The 14,883-nt window shown below is 59.9% G+C and carries 14 protein-coding genes; 7 read left to right on the forward strand and 7 right to left on the reverse strand.

What is annotated here, in order from left to right:
- Positions 1–4: 4 nt before the first annotated feature.
- The gene (locus ACRRSD_RS14895) at positions 5–1,303 is read right to left on the reverse strand and encodes an MFS transporter (RefSeq protein WP_435034113.1); all 1,299 of its coding nucleotides are present in this window, start codon (positions 1,301–1,303) and stop codon (positions 5–7) included.
- 377 nt (positions 1,304–1,680) lie between these two features.
- Here ACRRSD_RS14895 and ACRRSD_RS14900 point away from each other — a divergent pair, with 377 nt between their 5' ends.
- Positions 1,681–2,085, forward strand: a complete 405-nt coding sequence (locus ACRRSD_RS14900; protein ID WP_003229628.1) for an acyl-CoA thioesterase — start codon at positions 1,681–1,683, stop codon at positions 2,083–2,085.
- 57 nt (positions 2,086–2,142) lie between these two features.
- Complete coding sequence (locus tag ACRRSD_RS14905; RefSeq protein WP_435034114.1) at positions 2,143–3,042, forward strand: D-hexose-6-phosphate mutarotase; 900 nt, start codon at positions 2,143–2,145, stop codon at positions 3,040–3,042.
- Between the two features lie 123 nt (positions 3,043–3,165).
- Here the strand turns inward: ACRRSD_RS14905 and ACRRSD_RS14910 are convergent, their stop codons facing one another.
- The 5 genes from ACRRSD_RS14910 to ACRRSD_RS14930 form a co-directional block, all read right to left on the reverse strand.
- Positions 3,166–3,702, reverse strand: coding sequence for a DUF3299 domain-containing protein (locus tag ACRRSD_RS14910; protein ID WP_007920225.1), 537 nt, complete (start codon positions 3,700–3,702; stop codon positions 3,166–3,168).
- A gap of 93 nt (positions 3,703–3,795) precedes the next feature.
- Positions 3,796–4,041: a GlsB/YeaQ/YmgE family stress response membrane protein gene (locus tag ACRRSD_RS14915; protein WP_007920223.1), complete on the reverse strand. Its 246-nt coding sequence runs from the start codon at positions 4,039–4,041 to the stop codon at positions 3,796–3,798.
- Positions 4,042–4,150: 109 nt separating this feature from the next.
- Positions 4,151–5,233, reverse strand: coding sequence for a 5-(carboxyamino)imidazole ribonucleotide synthase (locus tag ACRRSD_RS14920; protein WP_007920221.1), 1,083 nt, complete (start codon positions 5,231–5,233; stop codon positions 4,151–4,153).
- 10 nt (positions 5,234–5,243) lie between these two features.
- Complete coding sequence (purE, locus tag ACRRSD_RS14925; protein WP_007954291.1) at positions 5,244–5,735, reverse strand: 5-(carboxyamino)imidazole ribonucleotide mutase; 492 nt, start codon at positions 5,733–5,735, stop codon at positions 5,244–5,246.
- Between the two features lie 331 nt (positions 5,736–6,066).
- Positions 6,067–6,975: a LysR substrate-binding domain-containing protein gene (locus ACRRSD_RS14930; RefSeq protein WP_435034115.1), complete on the reverse strand. Its 909-nt coding sequence runs from the start codon at positions 6,973–6,975 to the stop codon at positions 6,067–6,069.
- Between the two features lie 180 nt (positions 6,976–7,155).
- On the opposite strand from ACRRSD_RS14930, the gene ACRRSD_RS14935 reads away from it, so the two are divergent.
- The 3 genes from ACRRSD_RS14935 to ACRRSD_RS14945 all read left to right on the forward strand — a co-directional run bounded on the left by ACRRSD_RS14935 (position 7,156) and on the right by ACRRSD_RS14945 (position 11,749).
- Positions 7,156–8,580, forward strand: a complete 1,425-nt coding sequence (locus ACRRSD_RS14935) for an aspartate ammonia-lyase (RefSeq protein WP_034152112.1) — start codon at positions 7,156–7,158, stop codon at positions 8,578–8,580.
- A gap of 532 nt (positions 8,581–9,112) precedes the next feature.
- Positions 9,113–10,561: an alanine/glycine:cation symporter family protein gene (locus tag ACRRSD_RS14940; protein WP_435034116.1), complete on the forward strand. Its 1,449-nt coding sequence runs from the start codon at positions 9,113–9,115 to the stop codon at positions 10,559–10,561.
- A gap of 171 nt (positions 10,562–10,732) precedes the next feature.
- On the forward strand, positions 10,733–11,749 hold the full coding sequence (locus ACRRSD_RS14945; protein WP_435034117.1) for an asparaginase: 1,017 nt from the start codon (positions 10,733–10,735) through the stop codon (positions 11,747–11,749).
- Positions 11,750–11,821: 72 nt separating this feature from the next.
- Here the strand turns inward: ACRRSD_RS14945 and ACRRSD_RS14950 are convergent, their stop codons facing one another.
- Entirely contained in the window at positions 11,822–12,205 is a 384-nt protein-coding gene (locus ACRRSD_RS14950) for a hypothetical protein (RefSeq protein WP_435034118.1), read from the reverse strand.
- 307 nt (positions 12,206–12,512) lie between these two features.
- Here ACRRSD_RS14950 and ACRRSD_RS14955 point away from each other — a divergent pair, with 307 nt between their 5' ends.
- On the forward strand, positions 12,513–13,505 hold the full coding sequence (locus ACRRSD_RS14955) for an AraC family transcriptional regulator (protein ID WP_435034119.1): 993 nt from the start codon (positions 12,513–12,515) through the stop codon (positions 13,503–13,505).
- A gap of 205 nt (positions 13,506–13,710) precedes the next feature.
- The gene (locus ACRRSD_RS14960; RefSeq protein WP_435034120.1) at positions 13,711–14,736 is read left to right on the forward strand and encodes a histone deacetylase family protein; all 1,026 of its coding nucleotides are present in this window, start codon (positions 13,711–13,713) and stop codon (positions 14,734–14,736) included.
- The last annotated feature ends 147 nt before the right edge of the window (positions 14,737–14,883 follow it).

Consider the following 14,883-nt stretch of genomic DNA (forward strand, 5'->3'; position numbering starts at 1 on the left):
CGGATCAGCGCCCCTTCTTCCACAGCCACGCCCCCACCAGAATCCCCATCGCGCAAAGCACCGCCACATAGTAGGCAGGCCCCATCGCGCTTTCCTTCAGCAGCAGACTGACCACCATAGGCGTCAACCCGCCAAAGATCGCGTAAGCCACGTTGTACGAGAACGACAACCCACTGAAACGCACCACCGGCGGGAAAGCTTTAACCATCACATACGGCACGGCACCAATGGTGCCGACCAGAAAACCGGTCAGCGCGTACAGCGGGAACAGCCAGTTCGGGTGATCGGCGAGGCTGTGATAGAAGGTCCACGAGCTGGCCAGCAGGCCCAGGCAACCGAACACAAACACGCGCCCGGCACCAAAGCGGTCCGCCAACGCGCCGGAAATGATGCAGCCGATGCTCAGGAACACGATCGCCAGACTGTTCGACTGCAGCGATTCCGTCGGCGTGAAGTGATAGACCGTTTGCAGCACGGTCGGCGTCATCAGAATGACCACAACGATCCCGGCCGACAGCAGCCAGGTCAGCAGCATGGAGATTGCAATCGCCCCGCGATGATCACGCAGCACCGCGCGCAGCGGCACTTCTTCAGCCAAGGCTTTGCGCAATTGCAGCTCGGCGAACACCGGGGTTTCGTGCAGCCAGCGGCGCAGATAGACCGAGAACAGACCGAACACGCCGCCCAGCAGGAATGGAATCCGCCAGGCGTAATCGGAAACCTCTGCTGGCGTATAAATGCTGTTGATCGCCGTGGCGACCAGCGAGCCGAGCAGAATGCCGGCGGTCAGCCCGCTGGTGAGGGTGCCACAGGCGTAGCCCATGTGCTTTTGCGGAACGTGTTCGGAAACGAAGACCCAAGCCCCCGGCACTTCACCGCCAATCGCCGCACCTTGAATGACCCGCATCAATAGAAGAAGGATCGGCGCCCACATGCCGATCTGCGCATACGTTGGCAGCAGACCCATGATCAGGGTCGGCACGGCCATCATGAAAATGCTCAGGGTGAACATCTTCTTGCGCCCCAGCAGGTCGCCGAAGTGCGCCATGACGATGCCGCCCAGCGGCCGCGCGAGGTAGCCAGCGGCGAAGATGCCGAAGGTCTGCATCAGGCGCAGCCACTCGGGCATGTCGGCCGGGAAGAACAGCTTGCCGACCACGGTGGCGAAGAACACGAAGATGATGAAATCGTAAAACTCCAGCGCGCCACCAAGGGCGGACAGCGACAGAGTCTTGTAGTCATTGCGGGTCAACGGTCGTGCGGGTTGCTCGGGCTGCGCGAGGCTCGAAGGCGCTGTGGTCATGGCAAGGGCTTCTCTTATAGTCGGATCTGCCGCCACAACAACGCTGGCGGTGGCTTGGGCAGGTTCGGCACCATAGCAAATTGTTCGAAAAAGCACATAGAGGCGCGTAATTGACGGTCAAAATCAGAACCGGATGGTCGTCGCGGAGTCTACCGACCGATATACTCGCCACCTGCGCAGGATTTGTAAGAGGTTACTGTGCGAAAACGTTGTTGGCCCGGCCTTTGCTCGGGATTTAGCCTTTTTCGCAGAGTTTCCCTTTAGGCGCCTGATGGAAAACGTGACGAACGCAGTGTGTTCGGTGTTGAATCGTTTTTCTTGAAGACGGCTACCACCCGCAATACCCACGAAGAGTCACGGGTCAGAGGCCCCCCGGCATGATAGAGCTCGAACAAGAAGATCCGATCCCGCAAGGCGACCTGGCCCTGCAAATCACCGCACTTCCACGCGAAACCAACGGCTTTGGCGATATTTTCGGCGGCTGGCTGGTGGCGCAGATGGATTTGGCCGGCACCGCAATGGCCAGCCGTGTCGCTGGCGGTCGCGTCGCCACGGTTGCCATTGATCGCATGGCGTTCCTCGTGCCGGTGGCTGTCGGCGCGCAATTGTCCTTTTATACCCAGACCCTGGAAATCGGCCGCAGCTCGATCCAGATGATGGTCGAAGTGTGGAGCGACGACCCGCTGTCCAGCGAGTGGCGTAAAGTGACCGAAGCCGTGTTTGTTTTCGTCGCCATCGACGGCAGCGGTCGCACCCGCTCGGTTCCGCCACGCGCTCGCTAAACCTCGTGGCCGTTTGACGGTCGATAGTGGTCCTTGTTACTGATCGAGAGCTGTCCCATGAACACGCCCAACGTTGAAGCGGTGAAACTGGATGAACTGAACTGCTGGCGCATCCGCCACGGTCAGGCCGAAGTGCTGGTGGCCCAGCAAGGCGCGCACATCCTCAGTTATCAGATCGATGGCCAGCCACCGATCATCTGGCTCAACGACAAGGCCGACTTCAAGACTGGCAAGAGCATCCGCGCCGGTGTACCGGTGTGCTGGCCGTGGTTCGGCAAGTTCGAACGCAACCCGCAGAGCGTGCAGGCCATGTACACCGGTGAGCAACCGGCACTTGCGCACGGTCTGGTGCGGGCGATGGATTGGGAGCTGGGCGGCATCGAATCAGAGGCTGACGGCGTCAAGGTCGAATTCAAGCTGCCCTACCCCGAAGGTGGCCTGCCGGGCTGGCCGCATCAAGTCGATCTGACCCTGACCCTGCATTTGTCCGAGCAATTGAGCTTCAGCCTGACCAGCCATAACCGTGGCAGTGACACCGTCAGCCTGAGCCAGGCGCTGCACACCTATTTCGCGGTCAGTGATGTGCGCAATGTGCGCGTCGATGGCGTGGATGGCTTGAAGTACATCGAGACGCTGGATGACTGGAAAACCAACAACCAACAAGGTGACCTGCATTTTGCCGGTGAGACCGACCGCATCTACCTCGATGCGCCGTCACAGCTGAGCATTGTCGATCCGGCCTGGGAACGACGCATTGTGCTGACGGCCACAGGTTCACGCACGGCGGTGATCTGGAACCCGTGGATCGACCGAGCTGCGGCGTTGGCGGATATGGATAACGATGGCTGGCAGCGCATGTTGTGCATCGAGACGGCGAACGTGATGGATGACATCGTGAGCCTGGCGCCGGGCGCGAGTCACACCATGGGCGTCAGTGTCGGCAGCCAACCGCTTTAAGCTACACCCGATAAAACTGTGGGAGCGAGCTTGCTCGCGAAAGCGTCGTATCAGTCAACTTCAATGTGACTGAGAGATAGCATTCGCGAGCAAGCTCGCTCCCACAATTGTTTTGTATAGGTCCTACAGATCAGATTCCTGCACCACCCGCACCTTGTCCGCCTCCAGCGCATACGCCGCATCAGCCAGATCATTGCTGACCTTCTCGACCTTCAGCGTGCCGGTCACCCACAGCGGCGTGTAGATATCGTCCAGTTTCAAACCTTTCGGATACCGCACCAGCACCAGTTGATTCGGTGGCGGCGGCGGCACGTGGATGCAGGCGCCCGGATACGGCACGAGGAAGAACAGCGTGCTGCGACCCTTGGCGTCGGACTCCAGCGGCACCGGATAACCACCGATGCGAATGTGCTTGTCGTTCATCGACGCCACGGTTTTGGTCGAGTACATCACCGCCGGCAGACCTTTGGCCTGCTTCATCCCGCCCTTCTCGGTGAAGGTGCCGGTGGCTTCCGGGGAGTTGTGGTCGATTTCAGGCATGGCCTCAAGGGCCTTTTGATCCGACTTGGGCATCAGTTCGAGCCAGTCGGTTTCCGGCAGTTCGCCGGCGTGGGCCAAACCGCTGCCCAGGAAAAGGAGAGTCAACAGAAGACGGCGCATGAAGGTGCTCGGTATAGAAAGGAGGGAACAGTGAATCGCCGAGCATTCTAGCCCTCCCGGCCACTTTGGCAGAGAGGGCTTTGTCGCTTTGGATCAGTTCTTTTTGATCAGGCCGTAGATCACCAGCAACACGATTGCGCCGACCAGTGCGCCGATGAAACCTGCGCCCTCGCCCGCGTGATAGATGCCCAGAGCCTGGCCGCCGTAAGTGGCTGCCAACGAACCGCCGATACCGAGCAGGATGGTCATGATCCAGCCCATGCTGTCATCGCCCGGTTTCAGGAACCGCGCCAGCAGGCCGACGATCAAGCCGATAAAGATGGTTCCGATAATTCCCATGGCATTTCCCTCTGAATAGTAGATATGCGAAGCCTAGTCAGACTTTGGCATCCTGCCATGAGAGAACGGCGGCCCCTGAATGGTTCCGCCGCTGCCACATGAAACTGTTTTACTCGGCGATCAGCGCTTCGACTTTTACGATCTGCGCTTGCAGCGTGGCCATGTCGGCGCAGCGCAGGTTGGCGTGGCCGACCTTGCGCCCGGCCTTGAAGGCCTTGCCGTAGTGATGCAGATGGCAGTCTTCGATAGCGATGACTTTCTCAACCGGCGGTACAACACCGATGAAGTTAAGCATCGCGCTCTCGCCAACCTTGGCCGTCGAACCCAGCGGCAGACCGGCAACGGCGCGCAGGTGGTTTTCGAACTGGCTGCACTCGGCGCCTTCGGTGGTCCAGTGCCCGGAGTTGTGCACGCGCGGGGCGATTTCGTTTGCTTTCAGGCCACCGTCGACTTCAAAGAACTCGAACGCCATCACGCCGACGTAGTCGAGTTGCTTGAGCACACGGCTCGAGTAATCTTCGGCCAGCGCCTGCAACGGGTGATCGGTGCTGGCCACGGACAACTTGAGGATGCCGCTGTCGTGGGTGTTGTGCACCAGCGGATAGAACTTGGTTTCACCATCGCGAGCACGTACGGCGATCAGCGAGACTTCACCGGTGAACGGCACGAAGCCTTCCAGCAGGCAGGACACGCTGCCCAACTCGGCAAAGGTGCCAACCACGTCTTCCGGTTTGCGCAGGACCTTCTGGCCCTTGCCGTCGTAACCCAGGGTGCGGGTTTTCAGCACGGCCGGCAGACCGATCGAAGCCACCGCAGCGTCCAGATCGGCTTGCGACTGAATGTCAGCGAAGGCCGGCGTCGGGATGCCCAGGTCCTTGAACATGCTCTTTTCGAACCAGCGATCGCGCGCGATGCGCAGGGCTTCGGCGCTCGGGTAGACCGGGACGAATTGCGACAGGAATGCCACGGTTTCGGCTGGGACGCTTTCGAACTCGAAGGTCACCAGATCGACTTCATCGGCCAATTGGCGCAGATGATCCTGATCGCCGTAATCGGCCCGCAGGTGTTCGCCCAGCGCCGCGGCGCAAGCGTCCGGCGCAGGGTCGAGGAAAGCGAAGTTCATGCCCAGCGGAGTGCCCGCCAGGGCCAACATGCGACCCAACTGGCCGCCACCGATTACACCGATCTTCATCTCAACAACCTCAGGCAATACGTGGGTCTGGATTGTCCAGGACGCTGTCTGTCTGCTCGGCACGGAAGGTTTTCAGTACCGCGTGGAACTGCGGATGCTTGGCGCCGAGGATGCTCGCCGAGAGCAGGGCTGCGTTGATCGCGCCGGCCTTGCCGATAGCGAGGGTGGCGACCGGAATGCCGGCTGGCATCTGCACGATCGACAGCAGCGAATCGACGCCCGAGAGCATGGCCGACTGCACCGGCACACCGAGCACCGGCAGGTGGGTCTTGGCCGCACACATGCCTGGCAAGTGGGCTGCGCCACCGGCACCGGCGATAATCACCTCGATGCCGCGGCCTTCAGCCTCTTCGGCGTACTGGAACAGCAGATCCGGGGTGCGGTGGGCAGAAACCACCTTGACCTCGTACGGGATGCCGAGCTTTTCCAGCATATCGGCGGTGTGGCTAAGGGTGGACCAATCGGACTTGGAGCCCATGATCACGCCAACCAGTGCACTCATCGTCGCGCCTCTTCTCTCTGGAGCGCCCGCAGGCGCGTCATAAAACAACAAGCCACGCAGGTTGCGTGGCTTGATTGTACGAAAAATGGCCGGACGTGCCGGCCGAAGGCCGCGCAGTATACCGCAATGAAAGCAATAAACAGCCCCCGAAACGACCATCTGTCAAATGAGCGAAAGGCCCGGTTTTATTGACCTGAAGGTCAGCGCAGACACACCACAAATTCCATTGTGGGAGCGAGCCTGCTCGCGAAGAGGGCGTGTCAGTCAACATTGATGTTGTCTGGCACCGCTTTCGCGAGCAGGCTCGCTCCCACAGGGGCTGCGGGTGGGCTCAAGAGTTTTGCGCGGCGCCGCCTTCGAGCTTGCGCCACAGCAGCCGGACGTTGGCTTTGCGCACCAGCGCGCAGCGATACAGGCGAATCTCCAGCGGCACATGCCATTGCGGGCCGCCGCAGACCACCAGTTCGCCACGGGCCAATTCCGCGCGCACGCTCAGCTGTGGCACCCAGGCAATCCCGAGACCTTCCAGCGCCATGCTCTTCAGACTGTCAGCCATCGCGGTTTCATAAATAGTGGTGAAACGCAGCTGACGCTGACGCAGCAAACCATTCACCGAACGCCCGAGAAACGCTCCGGCGCTGTAAGCCAGCAACGGCACGCTCGCATCACCTTCCAGATCGAACAACGGCCTGCCCTCGGCATCCGCCGCACACACTGGCAACATTTCCGTCTGGCCCAAATGCAGCGACGGAAAAATCTCCGGATCCATCTGCATCGCCGCGTCCGGGTCATAGAACGCCAGCATCAGATCGCAGCCACCTTCACGCAACGCATGCACCGCGTCACCGACGTTGGTCGCGACCAACCGCGTGGCGATGTTCAGCCCTTCATTACGCAACTGCGCGATCCAGCGCGGGAAGAAACCCAAGGCCAGCGAGTGAGCGGCAGCGACTTGCATCACTTCGCCCTGCCCGCCTTCCAGATGATGCAGATGGCGCAGCACTTCACCGAGCTGTTCGACCACGGTGCGCGCAGTGACCAAAAACAGCTGCCCCGCCGCCGTCAGTTCAACCGGCGTGCGCGAGCGATTGACCAGGGTCAGCCCCAGCGCAGCCTCCAGACTGCGGATCCGCCGGCTGAAGGCCGGCTGAGTCACGAAGCGTCGCTCGGCCGCTTGCGAGAAGCTGCGGGTGGCGGCCAGAGCACTGAAGTCCTCGAGCCATTTGCTTTCCAGATTCATCACGTCCTCCCGGACACGCACCAAAACAGGTCACACGTCTGCCGCGCACGCGGCGTCACACGGGCATTATGCCGAATGTGCATAGGGCAGTGCTGAACAGCATTGGCCCAAAATTTCCCACAAGCCTAGCATTCGCAGCGTTCCGGCACAGACCGGGTCCATATCGAGATGATTTCTATCATGTCCTCCGCTGCATCTTTCCGCACAGAAAACGACCTGCTTGGCGCCCTCGAAGTACCGGCTCAAGCGTATTACGGCATCCAGACCCTGCGAGCGGTGAACAACTTCCGTCTCTCCGGCGTTCCGATTTCGCATTACCCGAAACTGGTTGTCGGCCTGGCAATGGTCAAACAGGCCGCTGCTGACGCCAACCGCGAGTTGGGTCACCTGAGCGAAGCCAAGCACGCTGCCATCAGCGAAGCCTGTGCCCGATTGATCCGCGGTGATTTCCACGAAGAATTCGTGGTCGACATGATTCAAGGTGGCGCCGGTACCTCCACCAACATGAACGCCAACGAAGTGATCGCCAACGTTGCTCTGGAAGCAATGGGTCATCAGAAGGGCGAGTACCAGTACCTGCACCCGAACGACGACGTGAACATGGCGCAGTCGACCAACGACGCCTACCCAACGGCGATTCGCTTGGGCCTGCTGCTCGGTCACGACACCCTGCTGGCCAGCCTCGACAGCCTGATTCAGGCGTTCGCCGCCAAGGGCAAAGAATTCGATCACGTCCTGAAAATGGGCCGTACCCAGCTGCAAGACGCCGTGCCGATGACCTTGGGTCAAGAATTCCGTGCCTTCGCCACCACCATGGGCGAAGACCTGGCCCGCCTGAAGACGCTGGCCCCGGAACTGCTGACTGAAGTGAACCTCGGTGGCACCGCGATCGGTACCGGCATCAACGCTGACCCGCGTTATCAAGCGCTGGCGGTACAGCGTCTGGCCCTGATCAGCGGTCAACCGCTGGTTCCAGCCGCCGACCTGATCGAAGCGACTTCCGACATGGGCGCCTTCGTACTGTTCTCCGGCATGCTCAAGCGCACTGCGGTCAAGCTGTCGAAGATCTGCAACGACCTGCGCCTGCTGTCCAGCGGCCCACGCACCGGCATCAACGAAATCAACCTGCCAGCGCGTCAGCCAGGCAGCTCGATCATGCCCGGCAAGGTCAACCCGGTAATCCCGGAAGCGGTGAACCAGGTTGCGTTCCAGGTCATCGGTAACGACCTGGCGCTGACCATGGCAGCCGAAGGCGGCCAACTGCAACTGAACGTGATGGAGCCGCTGATCGCTTTCAAGATCTTCGACTCGATCCGCCTGCTGCAACGCGCCATGGACATGCTGCGCGAGCACTGCATCGTCGGCATCACCGCCAACGAAGCGCGCTGCCGTGAACTGGTCGAACACTCGATCGGTCTGGTCACCGCACTGAACCCGTACATCGGCTACAAAAACGCCACCCGTATCGCCGGTCTCGCCCTTGAAAGCGGCCGCGGCGTGCTGGAACTGGTGCGCGAAGAAGGTCTGCTCGACGAAGCCATGCTCGCCGACATCCTGCGCCCGGAAAACATGATTGCTCCACGTCTGGTTCCGCTGAAGGCCTGAACCGACTCGTAACTTGTAGCACTGCTCACCAGGTCGAGGGACTAGACACCTCTCACCTTTTGAGGGCTTGGGGATTTAGTCCCCAAGCCCTTTTTTTTAACTTTCTGACCCTGAGACCCGTATGTCTGGGGATTGCTTCATGTGGGAGCGCGCCTGCTCGCGAAGACGACGGCACATTCAAAAACGATGTGTCTGCAATACCGCTTTCGCGAGCAGGCTCGCTCCCACGCAGAGCAATTCCCGCACAAGCCCGGCGCCGGTAACGCCGGGTGTTTCAAAGCCTCGTTTCGTCGCTTGCACCACTACCGTGCAGACGGGCGCGTCACTGATCGGTATAGTGCCGCCCCTCTTCGCGTGAGCGGTCGTCGGTAACGAGGCCATAACCCATGCGAAACCCGAACTAATAACAAACCCGCGAAATGGATCCGGGACGAAACCTTCGCCTCACCTGTCGTGCCGTGCGCACACCGGTGTAACACGATATTTCTTCCATCCAGCATTTGCTTACACAATAAACAGCGAGGAAAAATCCATGCTCGAAGTCATTAACGACTTCCTCTCAGGGAAAGTACTGATCGTGCTCATTGTCGGGCTCGGTAGCTACTTCACGATTCGCTCGCGTTTCGTTCAATTGCGCCACTTCTTCCACATGTTCGCGGTGTTCCGCGACAGCCTCAAAGGCAGCGCCGGGCAACTCAGCTCGTTCCAGGCCCTGATGCTCAGCCTCGCCGGCCGTGTCGGTGCAGGCAACATCGCCGGTGTCGGCATCGCCGTAACTTTGGGTGGTCCAGGTGCAGTGTTCTGGATGTGGGTGACCGCACTGGTCGGCATGTCCAGCAGCTTCTTCGAGTGCACCCTGGCCCAGGTCTACAAGCGCGCCGATGGCGACGGTCTGTACCGTGGTGGCCCGGCCTACTACATCCAGCACGGTCTCAAGCTCAAAGGCATGGCGGTGGTGTTTTCCGTCCTGCTGCTGGTCACCTATGGCTTCGCCTTCATTGGCCTGCAGTCCTACACCGTGACCCACTCGCTGCAGAACGCCTTTGAATTCAACCCTCAACACACTGGTATCGTCCTGGCGGTGCTGCTGGCCATCACCTTCATCGGCGGCATCAAGCGCATCGCCTCGGTGTCCGATCTGCTGGTACCGATCAAGACCCTGGCCTACATCGGCGTGACCCTGTACGTGATCGGCACCCAGATCGAACACGTGCCAGCCATGCTGGAAACCATCTTCAAGAGCGCCTTCGGCCTCGACCCGGCCTTTGGCGGCCTGCTTGGCAGCGCCATCGTCATGGGCGTGAAGCGTGGCGTGTTCGCCAACGAAGCGGGCCTCGGCAGTGCGCCGAACGTCGCTGCCGTGGCCGCCGTGAAGCACCCGGGCGCTCAGGGCGTGGTTCAGGCTTTCAGCGTGTTCCTCGACACCTTCGTGATCTGCACCTGCACCGCGCTGCTGATCCTGCTGTCGGGCTTCTACACCCCGGGCTTCGAAGGTGACGGCATCGTCCTGACCCAGAATTCGCTGGCCGCTGTGGTTGGTGACTGGGGTCGCATGTTCGTCAGCGTCGCGCTGTCGCTGTTCGTCTTCACCTGCATCCTCTACAACTACTACCTGGGCGAAAACAGCCTGCAGTTCCTCACCCGCAACCGCGCCGCGCTGATGGTTTTCCGCGGTCTGGTACTGGCGCTGGTGGTATGGGGTTCGATGCAGGACCTGTCGACCGTGTTCGCCTTCGCCGACATCACCATGACCTGCCTGGCCTTCGTCAACCTGGTGGCCCTGGCCATGTTGTTCAAGGTCGGCATGCGTGTGATGCGCGACTACGATGCGCAGCGCCGCGCCGGCGTCAAACAGCCGGTGTTCGACTCGAGCAAATTTGCCGATCTGGACCTCGACCTGAAGGCTTGGCCGACCAATCCGTCTGCCGCTGCCGGCAAGACCGAAGCCGAGCCGCAAGGCGTGCCTGCAGCGCAACGCTGACAGGTAAATGACGGGCGCATCCCCTGCGCCCGTCAGTTATTGTGATGCAATACCTGTAGGAGTGAGCCTGCTCGCGATAGCTGTCTTTCAGCCAACATCAATGCTGAATGATGAACCGCCATCGCGAGCAGGCTCTCTCCCACAAGGACCTCATCCTTTCGGAGAATCCCCATGAATTCGTCGACCTACCCCGCCGCCCAACACGTCATGGTGCTTTACACCGGTGGCACCATCGGCATGCAGGCCAGCGCCAACGGCCTGGCCCCGGCGTCCGGTTTCGAAGCGCGGATGCGCGATTACCTGCACAGCCAGCCTGAACTCGTCGTGCCGCAATGGCGCTTCCGTGAAATGTCGCCGCTGATCGACAGCGCCAACATGACCCCGGCCTATTGGCAGCAACTGCGTGAAGCAGTGGTCGATGCCGTGGATGTGCAAGGCTGCGACAGCGTGCTGATCCTGCACGGCACCGACACGCTGGCCTATAGCGCGGCGGCGATGAGTTTCCAGTTGCTCGGCCTGCACGCCCGCGTGTGCTTCACCGGCTCCATGCTGCCGGCCGGCGTTACCGACAGCGATGCCTGGGAAAACCTCGGCGGCGCACTGGTTGCTCTCGGCCAAGGCTTGGCGCCGGGCGTGCATCTCTACTTCCACGGTGAGCTGCTCGCACCAACCCGCTGCGCGAAGGTGCGCAGCTTTGGCCGGCATCCGTTCAAGCGTCTGGAGCGTCAGGGCGGCGGTGTCAAAGCCACTTCGATTCCAGCGTCGTTGAGCTACAACCAGCCGAAACAATTGGCCAAGGTTGCCGTGTTGCCTCTGTTCCCCGGCATCAGCGCGGAAGTCCTCGACGGTCTGCTCGACAGCGGCATCCAGGGTCTGGTGCTGGAGTGCTATGGCAGTGGCACCGGGCCGAGCGACAACCCTGAGTTTCTGGCAAGCCTTGGCCGGGCGCGGGACAACGGCGTAGTCGTTGTGGCGATCACGCAGTGCCATGAAGGTGGCGTTGAGCTGGATGTGTATGAGGCGGGTAGCCGTTTGCGCAGTGTTGGCGTGTTGTCCGGCGGTGGCCTGACTCGCGAGGCGGCGTTCGGCAAGTTGCACGGTCTGCTCGGTGCAGGCGTTGAAACAGCTGAAGTCCGCCGACTGATTGAACTCGACCTCTGCGGCGAGCTGATCAACCCTGAGAATTAAACCAGGATCGTCGTGGATTGAAATGACGAGCCGCTCTCATTGAACCTCAAAGACAGCGGCTCGCAATAACTATCAGTCTTCCCATACTTCAAAGATACCGCTCACTGCTTTAGGGATATCGGGAGGAACACTCGCACTGAATTGCGCCGTAAAATTCCCAAAATATCTGCCACTGACAGAATCTTTCTTAATGTCTAACATCCGGCCGTCAGTATCCCAAGGAATTGAAGCACCTCCAACATTATAGGAAACAAGCAGATATCCACCAACGTTACTCACTGATACATAATCTTCCTCCCGCTTGCCAAAGGCTGCACTAATACCATTGCTCTCTTCGATAAAATAGAAAGCGGCAAACTCTTTAGCGGTCCCGTCAACCTCCGCTTTCATCGTGCCGTGAATGGTTTTTTTCGAGCGACCAGACTTAAACTTTATTTCCGTTTTTTTAGAGCTCATAATTTTATTCCCTTACTCCAGAATTCAGACAATTTTACTAACAAGCAAAACTCTATTGACCGACAAACATTAAAACGAAAGTAACTTACAAACAAAAACAACCCTACGATATACCTACACTGCGCACACCTAACAACTGTCAACATTGACAGTTGCCGACAACTGACTATCTGCTTAATCTCGCGAGGCAAATTCAATATATTTAATGATCCCACTGAAACACTAAGATCCTCCTGCTTCCTGAGCAGACTGCTGCCCGGCATGCACCTTGCTAACCTTCAATCAGGCCCCTGACCTGGAAGCACCCATGCTCCACTCCCACCTCACCACCCTCAACGCCGTCTCTCTGATCCTCAACACCTTCAAAGCCGAAGGCCTGTCGAGCGAAGCATTGCTGGCCGGCAGCGGCATCAGTGCGGCGGATCTCAGCCGTGCCGACACGCGCATCACCACCAATCAGGAGATGCAGGTCTGCGCCAACGCGGTCGCGCTCAAGCACGATATCGGTCTGGAACTGGGCCGGCGCATGCATGTTTCCTGCTACGGCATCCTCGGTTACGCGCTGCTGACCTGTGCCACCTTCGGTGACGCTTTGCGCCTGGCGATCCGTTATCCGGCGCTGTTGGGAACACTTTTCGAGCTGAGTCTGGAAGACGATGGCGAGCGCGTCTGGTTCGTCGCCGCCGACTATCGCGAGAGTCCGTCGATGGCGGTGTTCAATGCCGAGTTCTGCCTGGTGTCGTTGAAAGTCATTTGCGATGACTTGCTCGGGCATCCGCTGCCCTTGCGCGCGACGCGGTTCGAGCACGCCGCGCCGGACTATCGCAACAGCTATGCCGAACACTTCAACGCACCGTTGCACTTCGCTGCGAAGGACAACGCCTTTGCCTTCGACCGTCACTGGCTCGATCAACCGCTGCCGCTGGCCGATCTCATCACCCATCAAGCCATGGCCGAACGTTGCCGAAAGCAGAATCTTGAGTTCACCGGGCGTCAGGCGTGGCTGGGGCGGATTCGACAGTTGCTCAGCGCACAATTGAATGCCGCGCCAGGACTGGAAGGTCTGGCGCAACAGATGAAGTGCTCGCCGCGCACCTTGCGCCGGCATCTCAAGGACATGGGCAGCAGCTATCAGGAATTGCTCGATGAGCTGCGCTTCGAGCGAGCCAAGCAGATGTTGTGTGAGGATCAATTGCCGATCTATCGCATCGCCGAAACTCTCGGCTTCAGTGAGACCGCCAGCTTCCGCCATGCCTTTGTGCGCTGGAGCGGCGTGGCGCCGAGCCAATTCCGGGCCTGAAGATCAAAAGATCGCAGCCTTCGGCAACTCCTACAGGGATCGGCGTAGGAGCTGCCGAAGGCTGCGATCTTTTGATCCTGAAGGGGCGAATTGCGGTCAGTGTTTTTGGCCATATCAGTCCCCTTTTGGCCTTTCCTGCCGTTTTCCGATTCGTCTTGTCCCGCAACACTGAGAGCAACCGAATCAGCCCTGCGGAGAACAACAAATGCTGACGATCTACTCGGACGATCATCACCTTCACCATGGCCGCTGCGAACTCATCGATGGCCAGCTCAAGCCGTGCTTCGAAATGCCGTCGCGCGCCGACCACGTCCTGCAACGCGTTAAAAACCAGAACCTCGGCCCGGTCGAAGCGCCGAAGGACTTCGGCCTGGAACCTATCGCCCGCATCCACAGCCACGACTATCTCGACTTTTTCAAAGGCGCATGGGCGCGCTGGACTGAATTCAACACCGACGGCGATCTGCTGCCCTACACCTGGCCGGCGCGCACGCTGCGGGCAATCAAACCGACCAGCCTGCATGGTCAGCTGGGTTATTACAGCTTCGACGGCGGCGCACCGATCACCGCCGGCACCTGGCAAGCGGCGTACAGCGCGGCGCAAGTTGCCCTGACCGCGCAAGCAGAAATCCAGCGTGGCGCGCGCGCGGCCTTCGCCCTGTGCCGGCCACCGGGACACCACGCCGCCAGCGATTTGATGGGCGGTTATTGCTACCTCAACAACGCCGCCATCGCCGCACAAGCCTTCCTCGATCAGGGCCACAGGAAAGTCGCGATCCTCGACGTCGATTACCACCACGGCAACGGCACGCAGTCGATTTTCTATGAGCGTAGCGACGTGCTGTTCACCTCGATCCACGGTCATCCGGAAGCGGAGTTCCCGTTCTTCCTTGGCTACGACGATGAGCGCGGCGAAGATGCCGGTGAGGGCTTCAACTTTAACTATCCGCTGCCCGCAGGCTCCGGCTGGGACGTGTGGAGTGCGGCGCTGGATCAGGCCTGCGATGAAATCGACCGTTACGGCGCCGACATCATTGTCGTATCGCTCGGCGTCGACACCTTCAAGGATGACCCGATCTCGCAGTTCAAACTCGACAGCCCGGATTATCTGGCGATGGGCAAGCGCATCGCCGCCCTTGGCAAACCGACGCTGTTCGTGATGGAGGGCGGTTACGCCGTGGAAGAAATCGGCATCAACGCGGTGAACGTGCTGGAAGGTTTTGAACAATAACCAGACCCAAGTCGCACCTGTAAAAAACCGACCCGCCCCGGCGGGTCTTTTTTTGCCTGCAATACGTATCTACCGCACGCGCCCTGCGGCCCGCCTCTACCTTGCCTGAAACCGCCGCCCTTTCGGCGCGCCTATCAGAGCAGGAGT

The sequence above is a fragment of the Pseudomonas neuropathica genome (assembly GCF_051174785.1).
GTDB lineage: Bacteria > Pseudomonadota > Gammaproteobacteria > Pseudomonadales > Pseudomonadaceae > Aquipseudomonas > Aquipseudomonas neuropathica_A.

Coding starts and splice junctions, on each gene's coding strand:
- ACRRSD_RS14895 (WP_435034113.1), bottom strand. CDS start 1,303: ATGACCACAGCGCCTTCGAGCCTCGCGCAGCCCGAGCAACCCGCACGA.
- ACRRSD_RS14900 (WP_003229628.1), top strand. CDS start 1,681: ATGATAGAGCTCGAACAAGAAGATCCGATCCCGCAAGGCGACCTGGCC.
- ACRRSD_RS14905 (WP_435034114.1), top strand. CDS start 2,143: ATGAACACGCCCAACGTTGAAGCGGTGAAACTGGATGAACTGAACTGC.
- ACRRSD_RS14910 (WP_007920225.1), bottom strand. CDS start 3,702: ATGCGCCGTCTTCTGTTGACTCTCCTTTTCCTGGGCAGCGGTTTGGCC.
- ACRRSD_RS14915 (WP_007920223.1), bottom strand. CDS start 4,041: ATGGGAATTATCGGAACCATCTTTATCGGCTTGATCGTCGGCCTGCTG.
- ACRRSD_RS14920 (WP_007920221.1), bottom strand. CDS start 5,233: ATGAAGATCGGTGTAATCGGTGGCGGCCAGTTGGGTCGCATGTTGGCC.
- purE (WP_007954291.1), bottom strand. CDS start 5,735: ATGAGTGCACTGGTTGGCGTGATCATGGGCTCCAAGTCCGATTGGTCC.
- ACRRSD_RS14930 (WP_435034115.1), bottom strand. CDS start 6,975: ATGAATCTGGAAAGCAAATGGCTCGAGGACTTCAGTGCTCTGGCCGCC.
- ACRRSD_RS14935 (WP_034152112.1), top strand. CDS start 7,156: ATGTCCTCCGCTGCATCTTTCCGCACAGAAAACGACCTGCTTGGCGCC.
- ACRRSD_RS14940 (WP_435034116.1), top strand. CDS start 9,113: ATGCTCGAAGTCATTAACGACTTCCTCTCAGGGAAAGTACTGATCGTG.
- ACRRSD_RS14945 (WP_435034117.1), top strand. CDS start 10,733: ATGAATTCGTCGACCTACCCCGCCGCCCAACACGTCATGGTGCTTTAC.
- ACRRSD_RS14950 (WP_435034118.1), bottom strand. CDS start 12,205: ATGAGCTCTAAAAAAACGGAAATAAAGTTTAAGTCTGGTCGCTCGAAA.
- ACRRSD_RS14955 (WP_435034119.1), top strand. CDS start 12,513: ATGCTCCACTCCCACCTCACCACCCTCAACGCCGTCTCTCTGATCCTC.
- ACRRSD_RS14960 (WP_435034120.1), top strand. CDS start 13,711: ATGCTGACGATCTACTCGGACGATCATCACCTTCACCATGGCCGCTGC.